Origin of the sequence: Roseibium sp. SCP15 (assembly GCF_040329435.1) — a bacterium.
In the GTDB taxonomy this organism is placed as follows: domain Bacteria; phylum Pseudomonadota; class Alphaproteobacteria; order Rhizobiales; family Stappiaceae; genus Roseibium.
Window position 1 is genome coordinate 728,823 of record NZ_JBDZYI010000001.1, and the last position, 16,593, is coordinate 745,415.

Here is a 16,593-nt window from a genome sequence, read left to right on the forward strand (position 1 = left end):
ACCCATAGAACTCCCTCGTAGCCTATAAATCAATACCATATTTGGCTGTTTCCGAATTCTAACTGAATGTAGAATTCGGAAATGGTTAAGTTGCTATACTTAAATCAGATAAAGAACTGAGCAAGAAGTTTACGATCTGAGTTGCTTCAACTTTTCGATTACATGTTCTGCATCAGTCGCGAGTTCGCCAGTGTCAACTTTGCCGACTGCGTCTACCATTCTGATCAAGTCCGGTAGTGTGTCGCGTCCTCCAAGATGAACGGTTCTCTTGATCAGGCGTCTGATCATGTCATCTGGATTGGAGCTCTGATTGGCTAGCCATTTGGCAAACAAATACAATTCTTCTGCCTCGGACTCAGGCATCTGGAAGACAGTTTGCAACTGTTCGAGGATGCAGTTTTGCTCGGCTTTTGAGATTGCTCCATCAGATTCCGCGACAAGAATGAGAAGTGCGGCTCCTGTTACCCGTGGGTCATCAACTCCCTCGGTCGGATGTTGATTGGCGCGGGATCGGAAACCGAACCTCCGCGCCGCTGCTTTGACGTCCTGTGCCGCATCCAGAACAACCCGTGTACTGTCCGCAGCTTGCCTTATGCGATAAATCCAAAAGGCAGCCGCTGCCATCAAGCCGACAGCTGCAAGCAATATATGCAATTGAAGAATCCTCGATTAAACCGTTGGTTGCGAGGGTTTCATGTAAAACGGGACTTCAGGCAAAAATCAAGAGGCTGCCGCCACCTTATTGTTTTTCGCAGAAACCAGGCGGCTGACCACGTTTTCTATGATCTTGTGTCCAGCGTCCTGGTCCAGCGACATGATGGATTCCGGATGGAACTGCACAGCGGCAATCGGTTCCTTCTGGTGCTCGATCGCCATGACCACGCCGTCTTCGGTTTCAGCGGTCACCCGCATGTCTGCCGGCAACGTGTCACGCTTTGCAAAAAGCGAATGATACCGCCCGACAACGACGGGAGCGTTCAGCCCCTCAAACAGCAGCGAGTTGCCTGAAAGGCTGATCGGTGACGGCTTGCCATGCATTGGTATGTCCAGCTGGCCCAGTTCGGCGTCGAAATACTCTGACAAAGCCTGCAGTCCCAGACAAACGCCAAAAATGGGCAATGCGCGTGCTCGCGCCCTGCCTATCGTGGCATTGCAGTCAAAATCCTTCGGGTTGCCGGGGCCGGGAGACAGCACGACGAGGTCCGGATTGACGTCATGAAAGACATGGTCGGCGACCGGTGTCCGATAAGTCACGACGTCGGCTCCCGTCTGGCGGAAATAATTCGCCAGCGTATGGACGAAGCTGTCTTCGTGATCGACGAGCAGGATCTTGAGGCCCTTGCCCGGCTTGGGTGCTTCCTGCTTTTCGGTCGTGTTGATGGCCAGGCCTGCTTCACGCACCGCGGCACGCATGGCCTCGGCCTTCAACTCCGTCTCAGCTTCCTCGTCTTCCGGAACGCTGTCGTAAAGCAATGTTGCTCCCGCCCGGATTTGCGCCATACCATCCTTGATGCGCACGGTCCGAAGCGTCAGGCCGGTGTTCATGTCGCCGTTGAAGAGAACCGCGCCGATCGCACCGCCATACCATGCGCGCGGTGACTTCTCGTGATCTTCAATGAATTGCATGGCCCAGCGTTTGGGAGCACCGGTCACGGTGACAGCCCAGGTATGGGAAAGGAATGCATCAAGTGCATCCAGGTCTTCCCGCAAGGTACCTTCAATATGGTCAACCGTGTGAATCAGACGGGAATACATCTCGATCTGGCGCCGGCCGATGACTTTTACGGAACCCGGCACGCAAACACGGCTCTTGTCATTTCGGTCGACGTCGGAACACATGGTCAGTTCCGCCTCGTCTTTTGCCGAGTTCAGCAGCTTGCGGATCTGGGCTTCGTCTTCGATCGCGTTCTTGCCGCGTCGAATGGTTCCTGAGATCGGGCAGGTTTCAACGCGGCGGCCCCCGGTCACACGCACATACATTTCCGGAGACGCACCAACCAGGTATTCCTCGTTGCCGAGGTTGAAGAAGAAGGAATACGGAGAGGGGTTTATCTGGGCGAGACGTCGTGAAACGGCTGACGGCGGGTTTGCGCATGGCTCGTAGAAAGTCTGACCCGGAACCGTTTCAAACAGGTCACCACGCCGGAAATAGTCCTTCGCCTCTTCAACCAGCTTGGCATATTCTCCCGGCTCGTGGTCGCCGCGGCCCGGGTCGCGATTGGCGGGCGTGTAGGCACGGCTTTCACCAGACCGCTGCATGCCCTTTGTTGTTTTGCCGTGCACGACGAAATCGTACTCCAGTACGTAGGCCCGCTTGCCGTGGTGGTCGACGATCAGGATTTCGTCCGGCAGAAACAGAACCACATCGCGCTGATCGTCGGGCCGTTCCAGTTTCAGGTCGATGGGCTCGAACTGAAATGCAACGTCATAACCGAATGCTCCATAAAGCCCCAGTTGATCATCGTCACAGGCAAACAGATCCTTCAACGCGCGGACAATCGAGAAGGTTGAAGGCTGGCGGGAGCGCTCTTCTTCATTGAACAGCCGGTCCGGCTTCTTGACGGTCAGGTTGATCCGGTCATCGTCTGCCTCGAAGGTTTCGATCACTTCGTGGGATTTCAGGGCATCCGTGATCGCCGGTATCAGGATCTTGCCCCGGTCGTTCAAGGCACGGATTTCCACTTTGCGGTCGGCAGCCTCCAGCACCAGTGGAGGATTGACCAGCGCCATGTCCCAGCGGGTATAGCGGCCCGGATATTCATAGGACGACGACAGAACTGCACCAAGCTCACTGTCCAGACGGTCAATCCAATCGGAAGTGCCGGTCTCATAGTCTGATGGCCGCGACGTGCGCAGGATGGTGATCCCGCTTTTCGTTTCAAAGGTATGATCTGCCGGCACTGGCATGGCTATTGTGTTCCCGTTTTGGTGGCCGTTTGGGATTTTGGCGACCTTATAAAGCACCAAGGCCGCCAGCGGTATCCCGCGGCGGCCTTTGGTGTGATGTTTGATCCGTTCAGAGCATGACTGATCGCTGGCCGCCTATATTGCGCCGCGCCACCACCAAGCTGCTTTCAAGATCATCTTCATGACAAGAGGCATAGCGGATGGGTGAAAAGTTGGCAACGGCATAATTGCGCACACGAGTATCAAGAGATGCAATTTGCCGCTTTCGTTGTTTTGCAGGCCGCAAATTCGCAAGGCCGGAGTAGGAGAAACCGTCTTTCTTTAATCGATCCAGTCCTTTTTTCCGCTTCACCTTGACCCCCGGGTCAAGATGCTGGCATTGCAGTCCCGCATCAGAACAAGACGAACGCTGGAAATCGGGCGCGGAAAGTGATGACCGGCGAAGTGTAGCGAGGGGCAAATGGAACATTACGATCTCATCGTGATCGGCAGCGGACCTGCGGGACGAAGGGCAGCGATCCAGGCGGCAAAGTTTGGCCGCAACGTCCTGGTGGTGGAACGTGGCCGCCGGGTAGGTGGGGTCTCCGTGCATACCGGCACAATTCCTTCCAAGACACTGCGCGAGACCGTGCTGAACCTGACAGGATGGCGAGAGCGCGGTTTTTATGGTCGATCCTACAGGGTCAAGGACGACCTGACCGCAGCAGATCTGATGGCACGGCTTCACATTACGCTGGACCATGAAGTCGAAGTTCTTGAACATCAGTTCGCGCGTAACAAGGTCGACACCATTCGTGGCGAGGCGCGTTTTGCCGATACCCACATGATCGAAGTGGAGGGCGAAGCAGGAGAAACCCACAGGTTCAAGGCGGACAAGTTCGTCATCACGGTCGGCACAAAACCTTTTCGACCGGACTATGTCCCCTTCGACGGGGAATATGTTCTCGACAGTGACGAGATCCTGGAACTGACGGAGATACCACGCTCCATTGCCGTGATTGGTGCCGGCGTGATTGGTGTTGAATATGCGTCAATCTTTTCCGCTCTGGATGTGCATGTGACGCTTGTTGAGCCTCGGGACACCATGCTCGACTTCCTGGACAAGGAACTGGTCGCAGATTTTACACATCAGCTTCGCGATCGAGGTATCGCGCTGCGGTTTGGCGCAAAGGTCCAGAAGATCGAGAAACTGGGACCGGCAGACTGCGAGATCACCCTGGAAGGTGGCCGGTGTGTACGCTCTAATGTGATCCTGTTCGCTGCCGGGCGCATGGGTGCAACGCCGTCGCTCAATCTGGATAAATGCGGGCTGGGTGTCGACCACCGTGGCCGCCTGAGGGTCGACCCGATGACGTTCCAGACGGAAGTGCCGCATATCTTTGCCGCCGGTGATGTGATCGGCTTTCCGAGCCTCGCATCCACGTCCATGGAACAGGGGCGAATAGCAGCTTGCCAGGCGCTGGGAGAAAAGGCCTACGATCCGCCCGAGTATTTTCCTTATGGCATCTACGCAGTTCCGGAGATTTCTACGGTCGGCATGACGGAAGAGGAAATCAAGGTACGCGGTATTCCTTATGAATGTGGCGTTGCCCGGTTCAGGGAAACTTCCCGTGGTCACATCATGGGACTCGATACCGGAATGCTGAAGATGATCTTCTCGCTGAAGACGAGACGATTGCTCGGCTGCCACATTGTGGGCGAGGGGGCGACGGAACTGGTTCACATCGGTCAGGCAGTCCTGAACCTCAAGGGGACGCTGGAATATTTCGTTGAGAATACCTTCAACTACCCGACCCTCGCAGAGGCCTACAAGATCGCGGCACTGGACGCCTGGAACAGAATGCCACCGCTTTCCGAGTAACTGGCTCCGGATTTCAATAAATTCCTGAAGGACTTCCGGCTTTCAAAGCGTGGTGTTGCTATTCAGGAGAAGGTAGCCTCGTGCCCTGCTGCCGACTCGACTGATCTTTAGCGAAGGTAATTCCATGCCCCGGACTCTGCTTCTGAAGAATGCCGATATGCTCGTCACGATGGACGGCGAGCGCCGCGAGATTCCGGGTGGCGGACTTTATGCTGAAGACGGTGTTATCCGGCAGGTTGGTCCTTCCGAGGAATTGCCGCAATCAGCCGATCAGGTGATTGATGCGTCGGGGCAGATTGTACTGCCCGGTTTCGTCAACACGCATCATCACCTCAACCAGACGCTCACCCGGAACCTGCCAGCGGCGCAGAACAACAACCTGTTTCCATGGTTGCAGGCGCATTATCGGATCTGGGCAAGGACCAATCCTGAAGCCTCCCGCGCAAGCACACTGATCGGCCTTGCTGAACTCGCTCTATCCGGATGCACGACAGTATTCGACCACACCTATCTCTTCCAAAGTGGCAACAAGGTGGATTACCAGATTGAGGCGGCGCGGGAGTTGGGAGTTCGTTTTCACGCAAGCCGCGGTTCCATGTCCCTGGGCGAGAGCAAGGGCGGACTTCCGCCGGACGAATGCGTCGAAAATGAAGAAGACATACTGAGCGACAGTGTCCGTGTAATCGACCGCTACCATGATGCATCCCACGGGGCGATGACCCGCGTTGTCGTTGCTCCATGTTCTCCATTCTCCGTTTCCGAGGACCTTCTGCGCGAAAGCGCTCGCCTTGCCCGCGACAAGGGCGTGATGCTGCATACACACCTGTGCGAAACCCTGGATGAGGAACGCTACACGCTTGAGCGCTTCGGCAAGCGTCCGGTCGAATGGATGGAAGGCCTGGACTGGACAGGTCCGGATGTCTGGTTCGCACACGCGATCCATGTCGATGACGATGAAATCAGGCTTTTTGCAAAAACAGGCTGCGGCGCCGCACACTGTCCGTGTTCGAACATGCGTCTTGCTTCGGGCATTGCACCGGTAAAGAAATACATGGCGGCCGGGGTCAAGGTCGGGCTGGGCGTCGATGGGTCTGCCAGCAACGACGGCTCGAACATGCTGATGGAAGTTCGCCAGGCCATGCTGCTCGCACGCCTGCAGCTGGGTTTGATGCCGCCCGAAGGTCCGCGCAAACACGCCTTGTTGCCGCCCTCGCACCCGCTGCGGGCTGGAGAATGGATGACTGCCCGGGAAGCCTTGGAACTGGCTACGCTTGGAGGCGCAGCCGTTCTGGGGCGTGATGACATCGGTTCACTGGAAGCCGGAAAATGCGCGGATTTCTTCACGCTTGATCTGAATACACTACAGTTTGCTGGTGGCATGCACGATCCCGTGGCAGCTGTTGTCTTCTGCGCACCTCAAGCAGCACGAACCACGGTGATCAACGGCCGTACGATCGTTGAAGACGGTCAGATTGCAACGATGGAAATGGGACCGGTCATCGAAGAGCACAACCGGCATAGTCTGGCACTGGCGGCATCTGTCTGATGCCGAGACGTTGCTTTGCTCAGCAGAGCCAGCAATTCTCGGGCATGGTTGCGTCGGTCACTTGACCGCCGTCAGCAATCCAGCTGGTGATACCGTCTTTGACATTGACGATATTCGTGAAGCCTGCCTGAGCGGACAGATACTCCGATAGGACCTGGCTGCGCCGTCCGGTGCGGCAGATGAAGACGATTTCGTCAGCTGGACCGGCAACAAGTTTCTGAAGTTGCGGGCCAAATTCGGGGTTTACGTTGCCCTTCTCATCGAAAAAAGTCACGAGATGGCTGCCGGGAATGATCCCGGTCTGGCGCCATTCATCTGGCCGGCGGATGTCGATAATCGTTGTTCCGGCCGCAAGTTTGTCCTTCAATTCATCGTTGCCGATGTCGGAAAACTTCTTGCCCTTGACTTCGAGAAGTTCGATTTCGAATTTCAAGGTTGCGTTCGGCGGGATAACGCCGCCTGCACCTTGCGCGCCATAGGCCATATCGGGCGGAATGATCAGCTCGCGCTTTCCGCCGACTTGCATGCCTTCAACGCCCTTTTCCCATCCCGGAATGACACGGCGTTCACCGAGAGTGAAGGAAAACGGAGTTCCCCGGTCGACGCTGGAATCGAATTTTGTGCCGTCCATGAGCCAGCCCGTGTAGTGAACCACGACGGTTTCTCCTACATTGGCCTCTTCTCCGGTGCCCTTTTCAATGTCCTTGATCTGAAGTTCTTCCTGTGCTGCGGCAGGAAAGGCCAACATTGCCGTAACCAGAATGCCGGACAACCATTTAATCATCACGCTTGTTCCATAGATTTCAGGAGATAACCTTGCAGAAGATCGTCGATTGACAATCGGATTGCAACTCAACGCTACTTGAACAGGACAGCGTTTGGAAAGGAAAGAAATCATGCTGTGGCGCTTTGGCTCAGTCACGACGGGTGTGGTGGTTTGGTGCTGTTTCTGCTTCATGACTTTCGCTTCGGCGACTGCGCAGGAACTGGAGCTGACCCCACCACTTGATTGCAAGCTCGGGCATGATTGCTTCGTACAGAATTTTGTCGACATCGACCCTGGTCCCGACGTTCGAACCGCGTTTTGCAATCAGGCAAGTTATGACGGCCACAAGGGGACCGATTTTCGGGTCTTGAGCACAGAAAAAATTGCGAACGTGATCACTGCGGCCCCAGGCGTCGTCAGGGCCATTCGAAGTGACTCTACGGATCATTTGGTTCTGACGCAGGAAGACAGGGCTCGTGTGCAGGGCAAGGAATGCGGCAATGGCGTATTGATTGACCATGGAGACGGGTGGCAGACCCAGTATTGCCATTTGCGGAAGTCGTCCATAGTGGTCGAAAAAGGTGATCAGGTGGAGCGGGGACAAAAACTCGGAGAAGTAGGGTTTTCCGGATTTGCAGCCTTTCCACATGTGCATCTGGAAGTGCGCAAGAACGGACTGACGATAGATCCTTTCCTGCGCACGGCGGACGCAACGACCAAGCAACTTGAACATTGTTCGACTGGCAAGGAAAATGCCGTTGAACTCGACAGAACTCTTTGGAAAGGTGACGTCATTTCGCTTGTGGAGGAGGCGGATGGCTCGATCATTCAAACCGGTTTTGCAGACAAACCTGTTTCAACTCTGGCCCTTGAAACAGAAAAGGTAACCGAGCCTGAAGCGGGTTCGCCCGCGCTTGTTTTCTTTGCTCGGCTGATCAATCTGCAAAAAGGAGACAGGGTTGCCCTGCGTCTGGTCGGGCCAACCGGCATCATCGCCGAAACGGAAGGCAAACCCATAGACCGAAACAAGGCTCAATGGGTTGCGTTTGCTGGTCGCAAGTTGAAAGCGGAGGCATGGCCAGACGGAGAATATGTCGGGACGGCAACCCTGATCAGGAACGGAGTAAAATTCCTGGAGCAATCAGAACGTATCAAGCTCGGCGGCTAGGTGATCGCCAGAATGTAACGCTGCCAGAACGGGGTTCCGGCAGCGAACAGGTCAGACTTACGCAACCTGGTACTTGTCGACAATACGCTGGACCATGGGGGCAAAGTGCCAGAAGTCCGGCGTTTCCATGTCCGCCTGTTTGCCTGCTTCATCAAGATAGCGCACCTGAATGATTTTCTTCAGGTTCGGGTTCTTCTCAAACTTAGCCACTTCTTCATCGTTCATCGGTCCACCCTGCAGGTTGAGCGAATGGACCGAGGCTTCAGACAGACGTTTGAAGTAGTCCGGTTTCGTCGCGCACAGATACCGTTTTGCGGCAACGTGATACTTCACGCAATCGACGATGACGGATGGAAAGAAAGCGCTGAGGACTTTGGCGCCGGCCTCTTCGTGGTAGCGGTCCTCAGTGTCATCCATGGTGAAGGTTCCGAACTCGGAGGTGAAGTGCCCGATATCGTGGAGCAACGCACCGACGATGATTTCTTCATCGAGTCCGTTCTGCTCCGCAATCGTTGCGCCTTGCAGCATGTGCTGAGCCATGGTCACGGGTTCGCCGAGATACTCCTCGTCACCACACCGCTCAAAGATGTCACCTAAGAACGCGACGATATTGTCGCGTGTTAGCGTGGAAAAATCCGGCTTGCTCATTCCGCTGCCTCGGAGGTCGTAGACTGAAGGGAGGCGAGTGTGGACAGAAGACCGTCCTTGTCGGAATAACACCCCTGCAGCCAGCGGGTTCCAGTACCGGAATATGCTTTTCGCGCATGCAGGACGCGCGTGTTGTCGACGACGAAGCATTCGCCAGGTTCTAGCCTGAAGGTTACTTCCATTGCCGGATCATCGATGATTTCTCCGAGACGGCGATAAGCAGCATAGTAGGCCGCCATGTCCTCGAAGGGGACGTCGGTGATGGCGGCGGCTGACCGGTTGTTGAACCGAACAGCAATCAGCTCTCCGTCCGGCGCCAGCTCGATCATTGGTCTGCGTGAGCGCAGAACGACCCCTTCCTCTCCCGCATATTCGAAACGAGCGCAATATTTGCTCAGAACTTCAAACCATTCCTGGTTTTCTTCTTTCAAACGCAACGCTGCACGGAAGCCGTCGACCACCATGTTTTCCCCGCCCGCAGCCGAGCTTTCAAGACAATAAAGAACCTGAACGGAGGGAACCGGATCCCGGTAAGGGTTGTCGGTATGTGCCTGCAATCCAAGTCCTGTGAATGCCAGGTTTGTCGGATTGACTTCGGTCCGGACCTCAAAGTGGCGGCCGTAATTTGTTTCGCGCACGAATCCGAACAGCTCGACTACTTTCATGAGAGCCTGGTCTTCAACCGGCCCGCCGGTAAGTTTGCCGAAGCCGTATCTGGCGACATCGGCAAGCCAGGCATGCTTGGCGGCCGGGTTTGTGCTCACGGCACCAAAATCCGCTGAAGGCACGGCCTTGTTGAGTTCACCATTCCAGGCTTCGATCATCGGTGATAGCCAGCCTTTTTCGGCAGGCGCAGAGTGATCGTAGGAGTTCTCCAGCAGCCAGGAAACGGAAAAATCGACTGACTTTCCTTCCGGTGCGAAGGACACTTTCAACGTGTCGCCACTGATTTCAGCCGATGCGATGCTGACATCCGGGCTGATGTCCCGCAACGCGATCAGACGTTGTCCATTGGAAGGAGATCTCGTTTCTGCATCCCAGGAGTTGTCGCGCAGCCAGATCGCGTGAAACCTATGTTGGGTCTGGTCACCCTTGAGCGTGACAAAACTGCCGTCGTCGCAAATCGCTACGTCCATCATTTACCAAAGCCTCTCCAATTTGGTTCATGACAGGATCATGTGTTCCTCCTATAAAATCAAATTAGGAATTGCGACACTAAGGGTCCGAATTTCTAATGGATAAATCAAGATTCGAAAATTTGCCGCTGGAATGGGTGAGGGCGTTCGAAGTTGCAGCGCGGCTCGGGAGTTTTACTGCGGCCGCCCACGAGACAGGATTGACTCAATCGGCAATCAGTCAGCGGATAGGCAAGCTGGAGAAACGGCTGGATACGCAACTCTTTCTGCGTCAGGCCCGGAAGATTGCATTGACAGTGGAAGGCGAAGCATGGCTTCCGCACGTTCGCTCCGCCCTTGAAAGTCTGCGTGAGAGTTCCGAAGGTCTTTTTGGCATCTCAAGGAAACGGCTTACGATCTCGGCCAGCTCCTCGATCATTGAACTGTGGCTTTTGCCGCGTTTGGAACAGCTCAGAGAAGAGATCGACGCGCAATTGTCCTTCAGAACGATGGTTCTTTCCGGTGAAATTGCGCAGGAAAGCGGGACGATACAAATTCGCTATGGAACAGGCGATTGGCCGGTGACCTACAAATTGCCGCTCTACAGCGAAGCGCTGGCCCCTGTTGCTGCTCCGGATGTTGCCAGATCCTCCGAACTCTGGACCGACCTTCCGCGCATTGCACTTGTCGGGCCACGCCCTGGATGGCACGAATGGTCTGCACGCTTCGGCATTCCTTCGACCCCTTTGCCCGATCTGCGTTTCGATACGTTCGCAGCAGCGCTGTCAGCAGCGAGAGCAGGATTTGGAGTCGCTTTGGCGTCGTTGCCGCTTTGTGCGAGCGATCTGAAATCAGGGCGGTTGGTGCGGGTCTCGCCGGACAGTCTGCCCCATCACGAGACCTATTGGCTGTTGGCTTCCAAGGATGCTGTCTCGAGGCAGCAATGGAACCTGCTGGAGCAGGGCCTGAAAGCAATCAGCGCTTAGACACATAGACGCTGGGTCTTCTTTGAGAGGTGGAGGCGATTATTTGCGCGCGAGCGGATCGTTGGCGGATCGAATGAGCTTCTCCAGCAGAGCGGACAATTGATCCTGTTCTTCACCTGACAGGCCGGACACAGCTTTCTGCTGGGTCTCCACATAGTCGGGGATCTTGCCCTTCACCAGCTCAAGACCCTTTGGTGTCAGGCAAACAGTCAGTGCCCTGCGATCTTCAGGGTGCGGGCAGCGTTCCACCAGGCCGGCCTTTTCAAGTTTGTCCAATCGGGCAGTCATGCCACCTGAGCTCATCATGGTAGTCCGGTAGAGCTCCGTTGGCGTCAGCTTATAGGGGGGACCGGATCGGACCAGTGTCGCCAGGACGTCGAACTCTCCAATCTTGAGGCCGATTTCTGCGTAGGCCGGCACCAGGTAGTCCCGGCTCATCACCTGTGCAGCTTCATTAAGCCGTCCGAGAAGCACCATCGGGGTTAGTTTATCGGCGACTTCCGGCACTTCCTTTTGCCACTGCCGCCGAGCGCGTTCGGCCCGGTCCAGAAGCAGGTCTTCCGGATCTCCAAACAGGTGAGTGGCAGGTTTGGTCAGCTCGTCAGGTGATTTTGCCATCACTCAATTCCCGAAACATTTTTGTTGCGACCAAAGCGCTGCTTCTCGTACCGGCAAACAGAAATCCGGAAAAGTCAGTTCTTTCAATCGCTTTGGAAAGGCGAGACTCGTCTGAAAGATTGAAAATGTCAACATGCATCAAGAATCTTGAAATAAAGTATCTTGATATAAAGATAAAAAATGCTATCTGTCCGTTAGCTGCTCCAAGCGAGCGAATTCCGTTTCAAGAAAGGACGGTCCCATGGCGGATATGCTGAATGGTTTGCCGGAGGTCGGAAAAAAATCAACGACTCGGGAAAGGACCAATCTGAAAGACAGCGTCATCAAGGCCTTTGAAAGACCCGTCGTTCTTCTTCTGGTCGTTGGAAGCTTTCTGGCGGTGTCAACGGTTCTGGCGAAATCAGCGCCGGATTTCGGCTGGCATCCCCTTGCATTGCTGCAGTGGTCAATATTGGGCGGTGCCGCCACTTTGTTCCTTGTGACGCGTCTTTTCGCAAAGGCGGACGGACAAAGTGAACGGAAGGCAGGTTCGTCGCCGAGGAGACGATTGATTGCTTATCTGGCTATCAGCGGGGTTCTGTTCATCTTACCCAACATGATCGCAGTCGTTGCCGCGCCCAAGGTTGGGGCTGGATTTGTTTCGCTCAGTTTTGCCTTCCCGCTGGTGTTGACCTACGCCATTGCCGTGTTCTTGAGACTTGAGCGCCTCCAGGTCCTGATGGGTGCTGGCGTTCTGTTTGGTCTTGCTGGTGGTGTTTTGCTGGCGATGTCAGGCGCAAATCTTTCCGCTGATGCATCGCTCTGGTCGGTCTTTGCTCTGTCCATCCCCGTCTTTCTAGCTTCAGGCAACATCTACCGAACGCTGAAATGGCCAGAGGGAGTCAAACCAGTGGACCTGGCTCTTGGGATGATGGCGACCGGATTTCTTGCATTGGCCGTGTTCACATCTGTCTGGGGTCTTCCGGTTTTGCCCGAATACTGGACCCTGGAAGCCAGCGCGCTGCTCCTGTCGCAAACGGCGATCTTTGCGCTTCAATACGGTCTTTACTTTCGCCTTCAGCAAACGGCCGGACCTGTCTATCTCAGTCAGATCGGGTCCGTGGCTGCGGTTGTCGGGCTGGGGCTTGGTTTCTTTGTCTTTGGCGAAGTACCCAATGCCGCGAAGACTGCTGCAGTGGTCTTCGTCGGCACCGGGATTGTGCTGGTTACGCTGGGACGCAATCGCCGCGCAGGCAGGGGCGCTTGACCTTCAGTGCCAGAGCCAGGCAGCGCCGCGAACGCCCGAGCTGTCACCGTGAACGGCTTTGCGGATTGGCGTGTCGAACGTGTCGGAAAAGATGAAGGGCATCATCGCCGGAGTAAGATCTTCATATAGCTCATCGATGTTTGACATGCCGCCACCAAGAACAAAGACGTCCGGGTCAAGTAGGTTGGCGGACATGGCAAGGCACCGGGCGAGGCGGCTGACATAGGCTTCGTAAACCTCGTTTGCGATCGTATCGCCTGACCGCTTCAACGCCATGATCTCGTGCCCTTTCAGCAAGGTGCCGGTTTTCTCCTTGTAGTGAAGTTGAAAACCGGTGCCGGAACACCAGCGGTCAATGACACCTTTATGGCCGATCCAGCTGTCCGGACCCGGAAACTCGTCCGCCTTGAGCCAGGGAACGGTAATCGCTCCCCATTCACCGCCAATACCGTTGGCTCCGAGATGGGCTGTGGCATCAATCGCGATTCCCGAGCCGCATCCGGTCCCGATGATGATCGCATGAACCACGTGTTCACCGGCACCGGCACCATCTGTTGCTTCTGAGACCGCCAGGCAGTTGGCGTCGTTCTGGATCCGCACCGGACGGCCGAGAACCGCTTCCAAATCCTTGTCGAGTGGCTTGCCGTTCATCCAGGTTGAATTTGCGTTCTTGACGACACCCGTCTTGGGAGAAAGGGAGCCGGGAATGCCAAGACCAAGCGTGCCATGCTGGCCGGTTGCCTGTTCCGCCGCATCGACCAGGTGCTTCACCGCAGCGAGGCACCCCTGATAGTCATCCCGGGGCGTATCGACCCGTTGCCGGAACAGTTCCTCACCTTCACCTGAAAGGGCGATGATCTCAATTTTCGTTCCGCCCCAATCAATTCCCAATCGCATGTCAGTCCACCCGTTTCGGCAATTCGAAGGCAGCCGCCTGGCCGTCTTCCAGTTCGTCGGTCTGTTTGCCGTAGCTTTTGAATTTATTCAGAATGTCGGCCATTTCCTCAGCGTCCAGAATGACCGGTTCCCCCAGGACCAGAGAGGACAGGTACTGATCGGCCAGATCCTCAACTCCTTCTGCAATCGATAAAGCCTTTTTCAGGTTCGGTCCACCTGCGATCTGGCCGTGATTGGCCAGGAGGCAGGCATTTCGTTCTCCGAGCGCCGCAGTCATTGCCTCTGATAGGGCGCGCGTGCCGAAGCTTGCATAGTCCGCGCATTCGACCCGGTCGCCGCCCGCCAGGGCAACCATGTAGTGAAATGCCGGAATGCCACGCCGGTGGCAGGAGAGCGCAGTGGCACGGGGACTGTGGCAATGAACGACTGCGCCACAAGCCGGTTTGGCGAGATAGAAATCCAGATGCATGCGCCACTCGGAAGAAGGAAGGATATCCCCGCGGTACCGTCCTTCGAAATCGAGCGCGACAATTCTGTCCGGTGTCAGGTCTTCATAGGGAGTGCCGGAAGGCGTCACCAAAAAACCGGATTTTGTGCGTGCACTGACATTGCCCGAGGTGCCTTTGGTGAGACCAAGCCGGGGCAGGGCACGGGCGGTTTCGATGATGTCTTGGCGCAGGTCCGCCGTGTCGTCGGGAAAGGAAGCCATGTCAGGCGTCGGGCCTTCAAATCTGGAGGAAAAGGAAGCGGTCTGGTCAGGGACGCGTGACCGGCGCTTAAATGACAGTGTTCCTGTTGCCTTTTCAAGGCATTGCGCTGATAAAACGAAAATACACGCCCCAATTGCGGGGAACGTTGACAGAGGTTGAATGTCCGGACTTGCGCACAAGCTGAAGATGCTATGGCAGAACGCTGGTGCCGGTGCACGAAGGCAAAGTCGCCATCACGGTGTTCAGCAACGTGAAGCAGTGCGTGGAACAGGGCCGCGCTGGGCTGATCAGGATGCCGGTGCAGACCTGAGGATGGCGCAGCAAAGGCCGGAACAATCCCAGGATCAGGACACTCAAAGACCTTCAGTGACTCCATTCTACGTCTGGGGAACTCTGGCATTGTTGGCAATAGGGTTCGCCGTTGGCACATTTTATTGGCACCAAAAGCAGCTGGCGCTCGAACATGTCGAAGACGATCCGGCTTATGGCGACCCGCTTGTGCAGCTCGATGAAGGCGCAAAAACGGCTCTGCTCAGCCAATCGCCGGAACTGGATGCCAAACTCAAGCGCGGTTTTCTGGGCAAGCCGGATCAGCTATGCGCTGAGCTGCATGCCCTGGGGCTGGAGAATAAGGGGTGGATCAAGGCGCCATTTCAAAGAGGGCGATGGCAATGTGCGTCTGATCTGGTGCCACTCACGACACCAAGCGTCGATTTTGGTTCAACCACACTGTTTTTCCTCCTTCGTGGACCATCTGAGGAGAAGATCGACTATCTGCGTCTCAAGCTCGCGGTCGAAGACGCGCGCCAGAAGGAAATTGGTCAGGAAGCGGTCTGGCTGGTGATTGATGCGCTCGCCGCCAGATATGGCTGGACGGTTCCCGATAGCTTTCGGCAGGCAATTGCAGACTTCAGGCAGCTTGAAACGACGTACCGAGGTGTCCAGCTGTCGGTTGCACCGGAAGACCCAAACCTGACCGGAGACCCTTTGGCAAACCAGCGCCTGAACATCATCCTGAACTTCGGCGAACCGGACCTTATCCGGCCCGCCGACCGTTTTGAGGTTGCGCCGCCATTGGAAAGTGGTTGGAGCAATATGGGCGATCCTAAGGACCGGGACGGTCAGGCAGCGGAATGAACTCCGTTTCATCACCCGGTACCGTATCGAAGCGACCCTGACGCCAATCCTCCTTGGCCTGTTTGATGCGCTCCTTCGAGGAAGATACGAAATTCCACCAGATGTAACGCCTTCCGTCCATCGGTTCACCGCCCAGGACGACGAACCGTGCCGGAGCATGCGACTGGTTTTCGATCACCAGATGGTCACCCGGCTTGAAGACAAGCAACTGCGCCGGATCGAAAGCCTGTCCGGCAATCGAGATCTGTCCGGAGATGGTGTAAAGGCCACGTTCTTCCCAGCCGGCATCAAGAGGGATCTTCGCCCCGGGTTCCAACGAAATATCGGCGTAGAACATTTCCGAAGCGGTTTTCACCGGCGCTTTGTGGCCGTAAAGATCTCCGGCAATCAGCTTCACTGAAGCGCCTTTATCCGCAAACTCTGGTTGCTGTTCGGTTCCAAAGTGCTGGAAAGTCGGATCGCCTTCTTCCAGATGCTTCGGCAAGGCAACCCAGCTTTGCAGGCCAAACAGTTGCCGTGCCTCCTGCTTGCGCTCCGGGCGTTCCCGCTCCGAGTGAACAATACCTTTGCCTGCGCTCATCCAGTTCAGCGCACCTGGCGAGATTGCGATTTCCGTTCCAAGACTGTCCCGGTGATACATTTCGCCCTCAAACAGATAAGTCACCGTTGCGAGGCCGATGTGAGGATGTGGCCGAACATCGACACCTCCACCAACAAGAAGCTCCGCTGGTCCCATCTGATCGAAGAAGATGAACGGGCCGATCATGCGCCGTCGCGGTGACGGCAGAGCGCGGCGGACATGGAAACCGCCCAGGTCCGATGTCCGGGGAACGATGATCGTATCAATCGGATCGCAACTTGCAGCATTGCCCGGGATAGGGTCAGGGGTGTTCAGCCAGCTCATCTGCCTCTCCTTGCAGTCAAAAGCGCGTCTTCCGGATAGATAGGGTCGCAGGTTCGTAAGTGTCCATTGAACAGTCTGTTTCCA

Annotated in this window: 16 protein-coding genes; 6 read left to right on the forward strand and 10 right to left on the reverse strand. The window is 55.8% G+C overall.

Annotated elements, in window-relative coordinates; all coding sequences use genetic code 11:
• Positions 1 to 129: 129 nt before the first annotated feature.
• The 3 genes from ABLO27_RS03330 to ABLO27_RS03340 form a co-directional block, all read right to left on the reverse strand.
• Positions 130 to 654 (reverse strand): TerB family tellurite resistance protein, encoded by a 525-nt coding sequence (locus ABLO27_RS03330; RefSeq protein ID WP_353030412.1) that lies wholly within the window; start codon positions 652 to 654, stop codon positions 130 to 132.
• A 66-nt stretch (positions 655 to 720) separates the two neighbouring features.
• Complete coding sequence (locus ABLO27_RS03335) at positions 721 to 2,907, reverse strand: anthranilate synthase component I (protein ID WP_353030413.1); 2,187 nt, start codon at positions 2,905 to 2,907, stop codon at positions 721 to 723.
• A 109-nt stretch (positions 2,908 to 3,016) separates the two neighbouring features.
• Entirely contained in the window at positions 3,017 to 3,376 is a 360-nt protein-coding gene (locus tag ABLO27_RS03340) for a hypothetical protein (protein ID WP_353030414.1), read from the reverse strand.
• Between ABLO27_RS03340 and sthA the strand changes: the two genes are divergently transcribed.
• Positions 3,368 to 4,768 (forward strand): Si-specific NAD(P)(+) transhydrogenase, encoded by a 1,401-nt coding sequence (sthA, locus tag ABLO27_RS03345; protein ID WP_353030416.1) that lies wholly within the window; start codon positions 3,368 to 3,370, stop codon positions 4,766 to 4,768. The genes ABLO27_RS03340 and sthA overlap by 9 nt on opposite strands.
• A 124-nt stretch (positions 4,769 to 4,892) precedes the next feature.
• The gene (locus ABLO27_RS03350) at positions 4,893 to 6,314 is read left to right on the forward strand and encodes an 8-oxoguanine deaminase (RefSeq protein WP_353030417.1); all 1,422 of its coding nucleotides are present in this window, start codon (positions 4,893 to 4,895) and stop codon (positions 6,312 to 6,314) included.
• Between the two features lie 19 nt (positions 6,315 to 6,333).
• Here the strand turns inward: ABLO27_RS03350 and ABLO27_RS03355 are convergent, their stop codons facing one another.
• Positions 6,334 to 7,098 (reverse strand): FKBP-type peptidyl-prolyl cis-trans isomerase, encoded by a 765-nt coding sequence (locus tag ABLO27_RS03355; RefSeq protein ID WP_353030419.1) that lies wholly within the window; start codon positions 7,096 to 7,098, stop codon positions 6,334 to 6,336.
• A gap of 112 nt (positions 7,099 to 7,210) precedes the next feature.
• Between ABLO27_RS03355 and ABLO27_RS03360 the strand changes: the two genes are divergently transcribed.
• Entirely contained in the window at positions 7,211 to 8,248 is a 1,038-nt protein-coding gene (locus ABLO27_RS03360; protein ID WP_353030421.1) for a M23 family metallopeptidase, read from the forward strand.
• Positions 8,249 to 8,305: 57 nt separating this feature from the next.
• Here the strand turns inward: ABLO27_RS03360 and tmpB are convergent, their stop codons facing one another.
• Positions 8,306 to 8,896 carry a (R)-1-hydroxy-2-trimethylaminoethylphosphonate oxygenase gene (gene tmpB / locus ABLO27_RS03365; protein WP_353030422.1) on the reverse strand — a complete coding sequence of 197 codons (591 nt, stop codon included), beginning with the start codon at positions 8,894 to 8,896 and terminating at the stop codon, positions 8,306 to 8,308.
• The gene (gene tmpA / locus ABLO27_RS03370; protein ID WP_353030424.1) at positions 8,893 to 10,035 is read right to left on the reverse strand and encodes a 2-trimethylaminoethylphosphonate dioxygenase; all 1,143 of its coding nucleotides are present in this window, start codon (positions 10,033 to 10,035) and stop codon (positions 8,893 to 8,895) included. Before tmpA ends, tmpB begins: the two co-directional genes overlap by 4 nt.
• Before the next feature lie 95 nt (positions 10,036 to 10,130).
• Here tmpA and ABLO27_RS03375 point away from each other — a divergent pair, with 95 nt between their 5' ends.
• Positions 10,131 to 10,997 carry a LysR family transcriptional regulator gene (locus ABLO27_RS03375; RefSeq protein WP_353030425.1) on the forward strand — a complete coding sequence of 289 codons (867 nt, stop codon included), beginning with the start codon at positions 10,131 to 10,133 and terminating at the stop codon, positions 10,995 to 10,997.
• A gap of 39 nt (positions 10,998 to 11,036) precedes the next feature.
• Here ABLO27_RS03375 and ABLO27_RS03380 read toward each other — a convergent pair whose 3' ends face one another.
• Complete coding sequence (locus tag ABLO27_RS03380) at positions 11,037 to 11,615, reverse strand: MarR family winged helix-turn-helix transcriptional regulator (protein ID WP_353030426.1); 579 nt, start codon at positions 11,613 to 11,615, stop codon at positions 11,037 to 11,039.
• A gap of 241 nt (positions 11,616 to 11,856) precedes the next feature.
• Here ABLO27_RS03380 and ABLO27_RS03385 point away from each other — a divergent pair, with 241 nt between their 5' ends.
• Positions 11,857 to 12,861 (forward strand): DMT family transporter, encoded by a 1,005-nt coding sequence (locus tag ABLO27_RS03385; RefSeq protein WP_353030427.1) that lies wholly within the window; start codon positions 11,857 to 11,859, stop codon positions 12,859 to 12,861.
• 3 nt (positions 12,862 to 12,864) lie between these two features.
• Here ABLO27_RS03385 and ABLO27_RS03390 read toward each other — a convergent pair whose 3' ends face one another.
• On the reverse strand, positions 12,865 to 13,758 hold the full coding sequence (locus tag ABLO27_RS03390) for an ROK family protein (protein WP_353030429.1): 894 nt from the start codon (positions 13,756 to 13,758) through the stop codon (positions 12,865 to 12,867).
• A gap of 1 nt (position 13,759) precedes the next feature.
• Positions 13,760 to 14,467 carry a class II aldolase/adducin family protein gene (locus tag ABLO27_RS03395; RefSeq protein ID WP_353030430.1) on the reverse strand — a complete coding sequence of 236 codons (708 nt, stop codon included), beginning with the start codon at positions 14,465 to 14,467 and terminating at the stop codon, positions 13,760 to 13,762.
• 160 nt (positions 14,468 to 14,627) lie between these two features.
• Between ABLO27_RS03395 and ABLO27_RS03400 the strand changes: the two genes are divergently transcribed.
• Positions 14,628 to 15,605 (forward strand): DUF6030 family protein, encoded by a 978-nt coding sequence (locus tag ABLO27_RS03400; RefSeq protein ID WP_353030431.1) that lies wholly within the window; start codon positions 14,628 to 14,630, stop codon positions 15,603 to 15,605.
• Here ABLO27_RS03400 and ABLO27_RS03405 read toward each other — a convergent pair.
• Positions 15,574 to 16,509, reverse strand: a complete 936-nt coding sequence (locus ABLO27_RS03405; protein WP_353030432.1) for a pirin family protein — start codon at positions 16,507 to 16,509, stop codon at positions 15,574 to 15,576. The genes ABLO27_RS03400 and ABLO27_RS03405 overlap by 32 nt on opposite strands.
• Positions 16,510 to 16,593 lie beyond the last annotated feature (84 nt).

Excerpts from the sequence above, each read along its gene's own strand:
- ABLO27_RS03350 (WP_353030417.1), top strand. The coding sequence starts at position 4,893 with ATGCCCCGGACTCTGCTTCTGAAGAATGCCGATATGCTCGTCACGATG.
- tmpB (WP_353030422.1), bottom strand. The coding sequence starts at position 8,896 with ATGAGCAAGCCGGATTTTTCCACGCTAACACGCGACAATATCGTCGCG.
- ABLO27_RS03335 (WP_353030413.1), bottom strand. The coding sequence starts at position 2,907 with ATGCCAGTGCCGGCAGATCATACCTTTGAAACGAAAAGCGGGATCACC.
- sthA (WP_353030416.1), top strand. The coding sequence starts at position 3,368 with ATGGAACATTACGATCTCATCGTGATCGGCAGCGGACCTGCGGGACGA.
- ABLO27_RS03375 (WP_353030425.1), top strand. The coding sequence starts at position 10,131 with ATGGATAAATCAAGATTCGAAAATTTGCCGCTGGAATGGGTGAGGGCG.
- ABLO27_RS03355 (WP_353030419.1), bottom strand. The coding sequence starts at position 7,098 with ATGATTAAATGGTTGTCCGGCATTCTGGTTACGGCAATGTTGGCCTTT.
- ABLO27_RS03340 (WP_353030414.1), bottom strand. The coding sequence starts at position 3,376 with ATGTTCCATTTGCCCCTCGCTACACTTCGCCGGTCATCACTTTCCGCG.
- ABLO27_RS03380 (WP_353030426.1), bottom strand. The coding sequence starts at position 11,615 with ATGGCAAAATCACCTGACGAGCTGACCAAACCTGCCACTCACCTGTTT.
- ABLO27_RS03360 (WP_353030421.1), top strand. The coding sequence starts at position 7,211 with ATGCTGTGGCGCTTTGGCTCAGTCACGACGGGTGTGGTGGTTTGGTGC.
- ABLO27_RS03400 (WP_353030431.1), top strand. The coding sequence starts at position 14,628 with ATGTCCGGACTTGCGCACAAGCTGAAGATGCTATGGCAGAACGCTGGT.
- ABLO27_RS03390 (WP_353030429.1), bottom strand. The coding sequence starts at position 13,758 with ATGCGATTGGGAATTGATTGGGGCGGAACGAAAATTGAGATCATCGCC.
- ABLO27_RS03405 (WP_353030432.1), bottom strand. The coding sequence starts at position 16,509 with ATGAGCTGGCTGAACACCCCTGACCCTATCCCGGGCAATGCTGCAAGT.
- ABLO27_RS03385 (WP_353030427.1), top strand. The coding sequence starts at position 11,857 with ATGGCGGATATGCTGAATGGTTTGCCGGAGGTCGGAAAAAAATCAACG.
- tmpA (WP_353030424.1), bottom strand. The coding sequence starts at position 10,035 with ATGATGGACGTAGCGATTTGCGACGACGGCAGTTTTGTCACGCTCAAG.
- ABLO27_RS03395 (WP_353030430.1), bottom strand. The coding sequence starts at position 14,467 with ATGGCTTCCTTTCCCGACGACACGGCGGACCTGCGCCAAGACATCATC.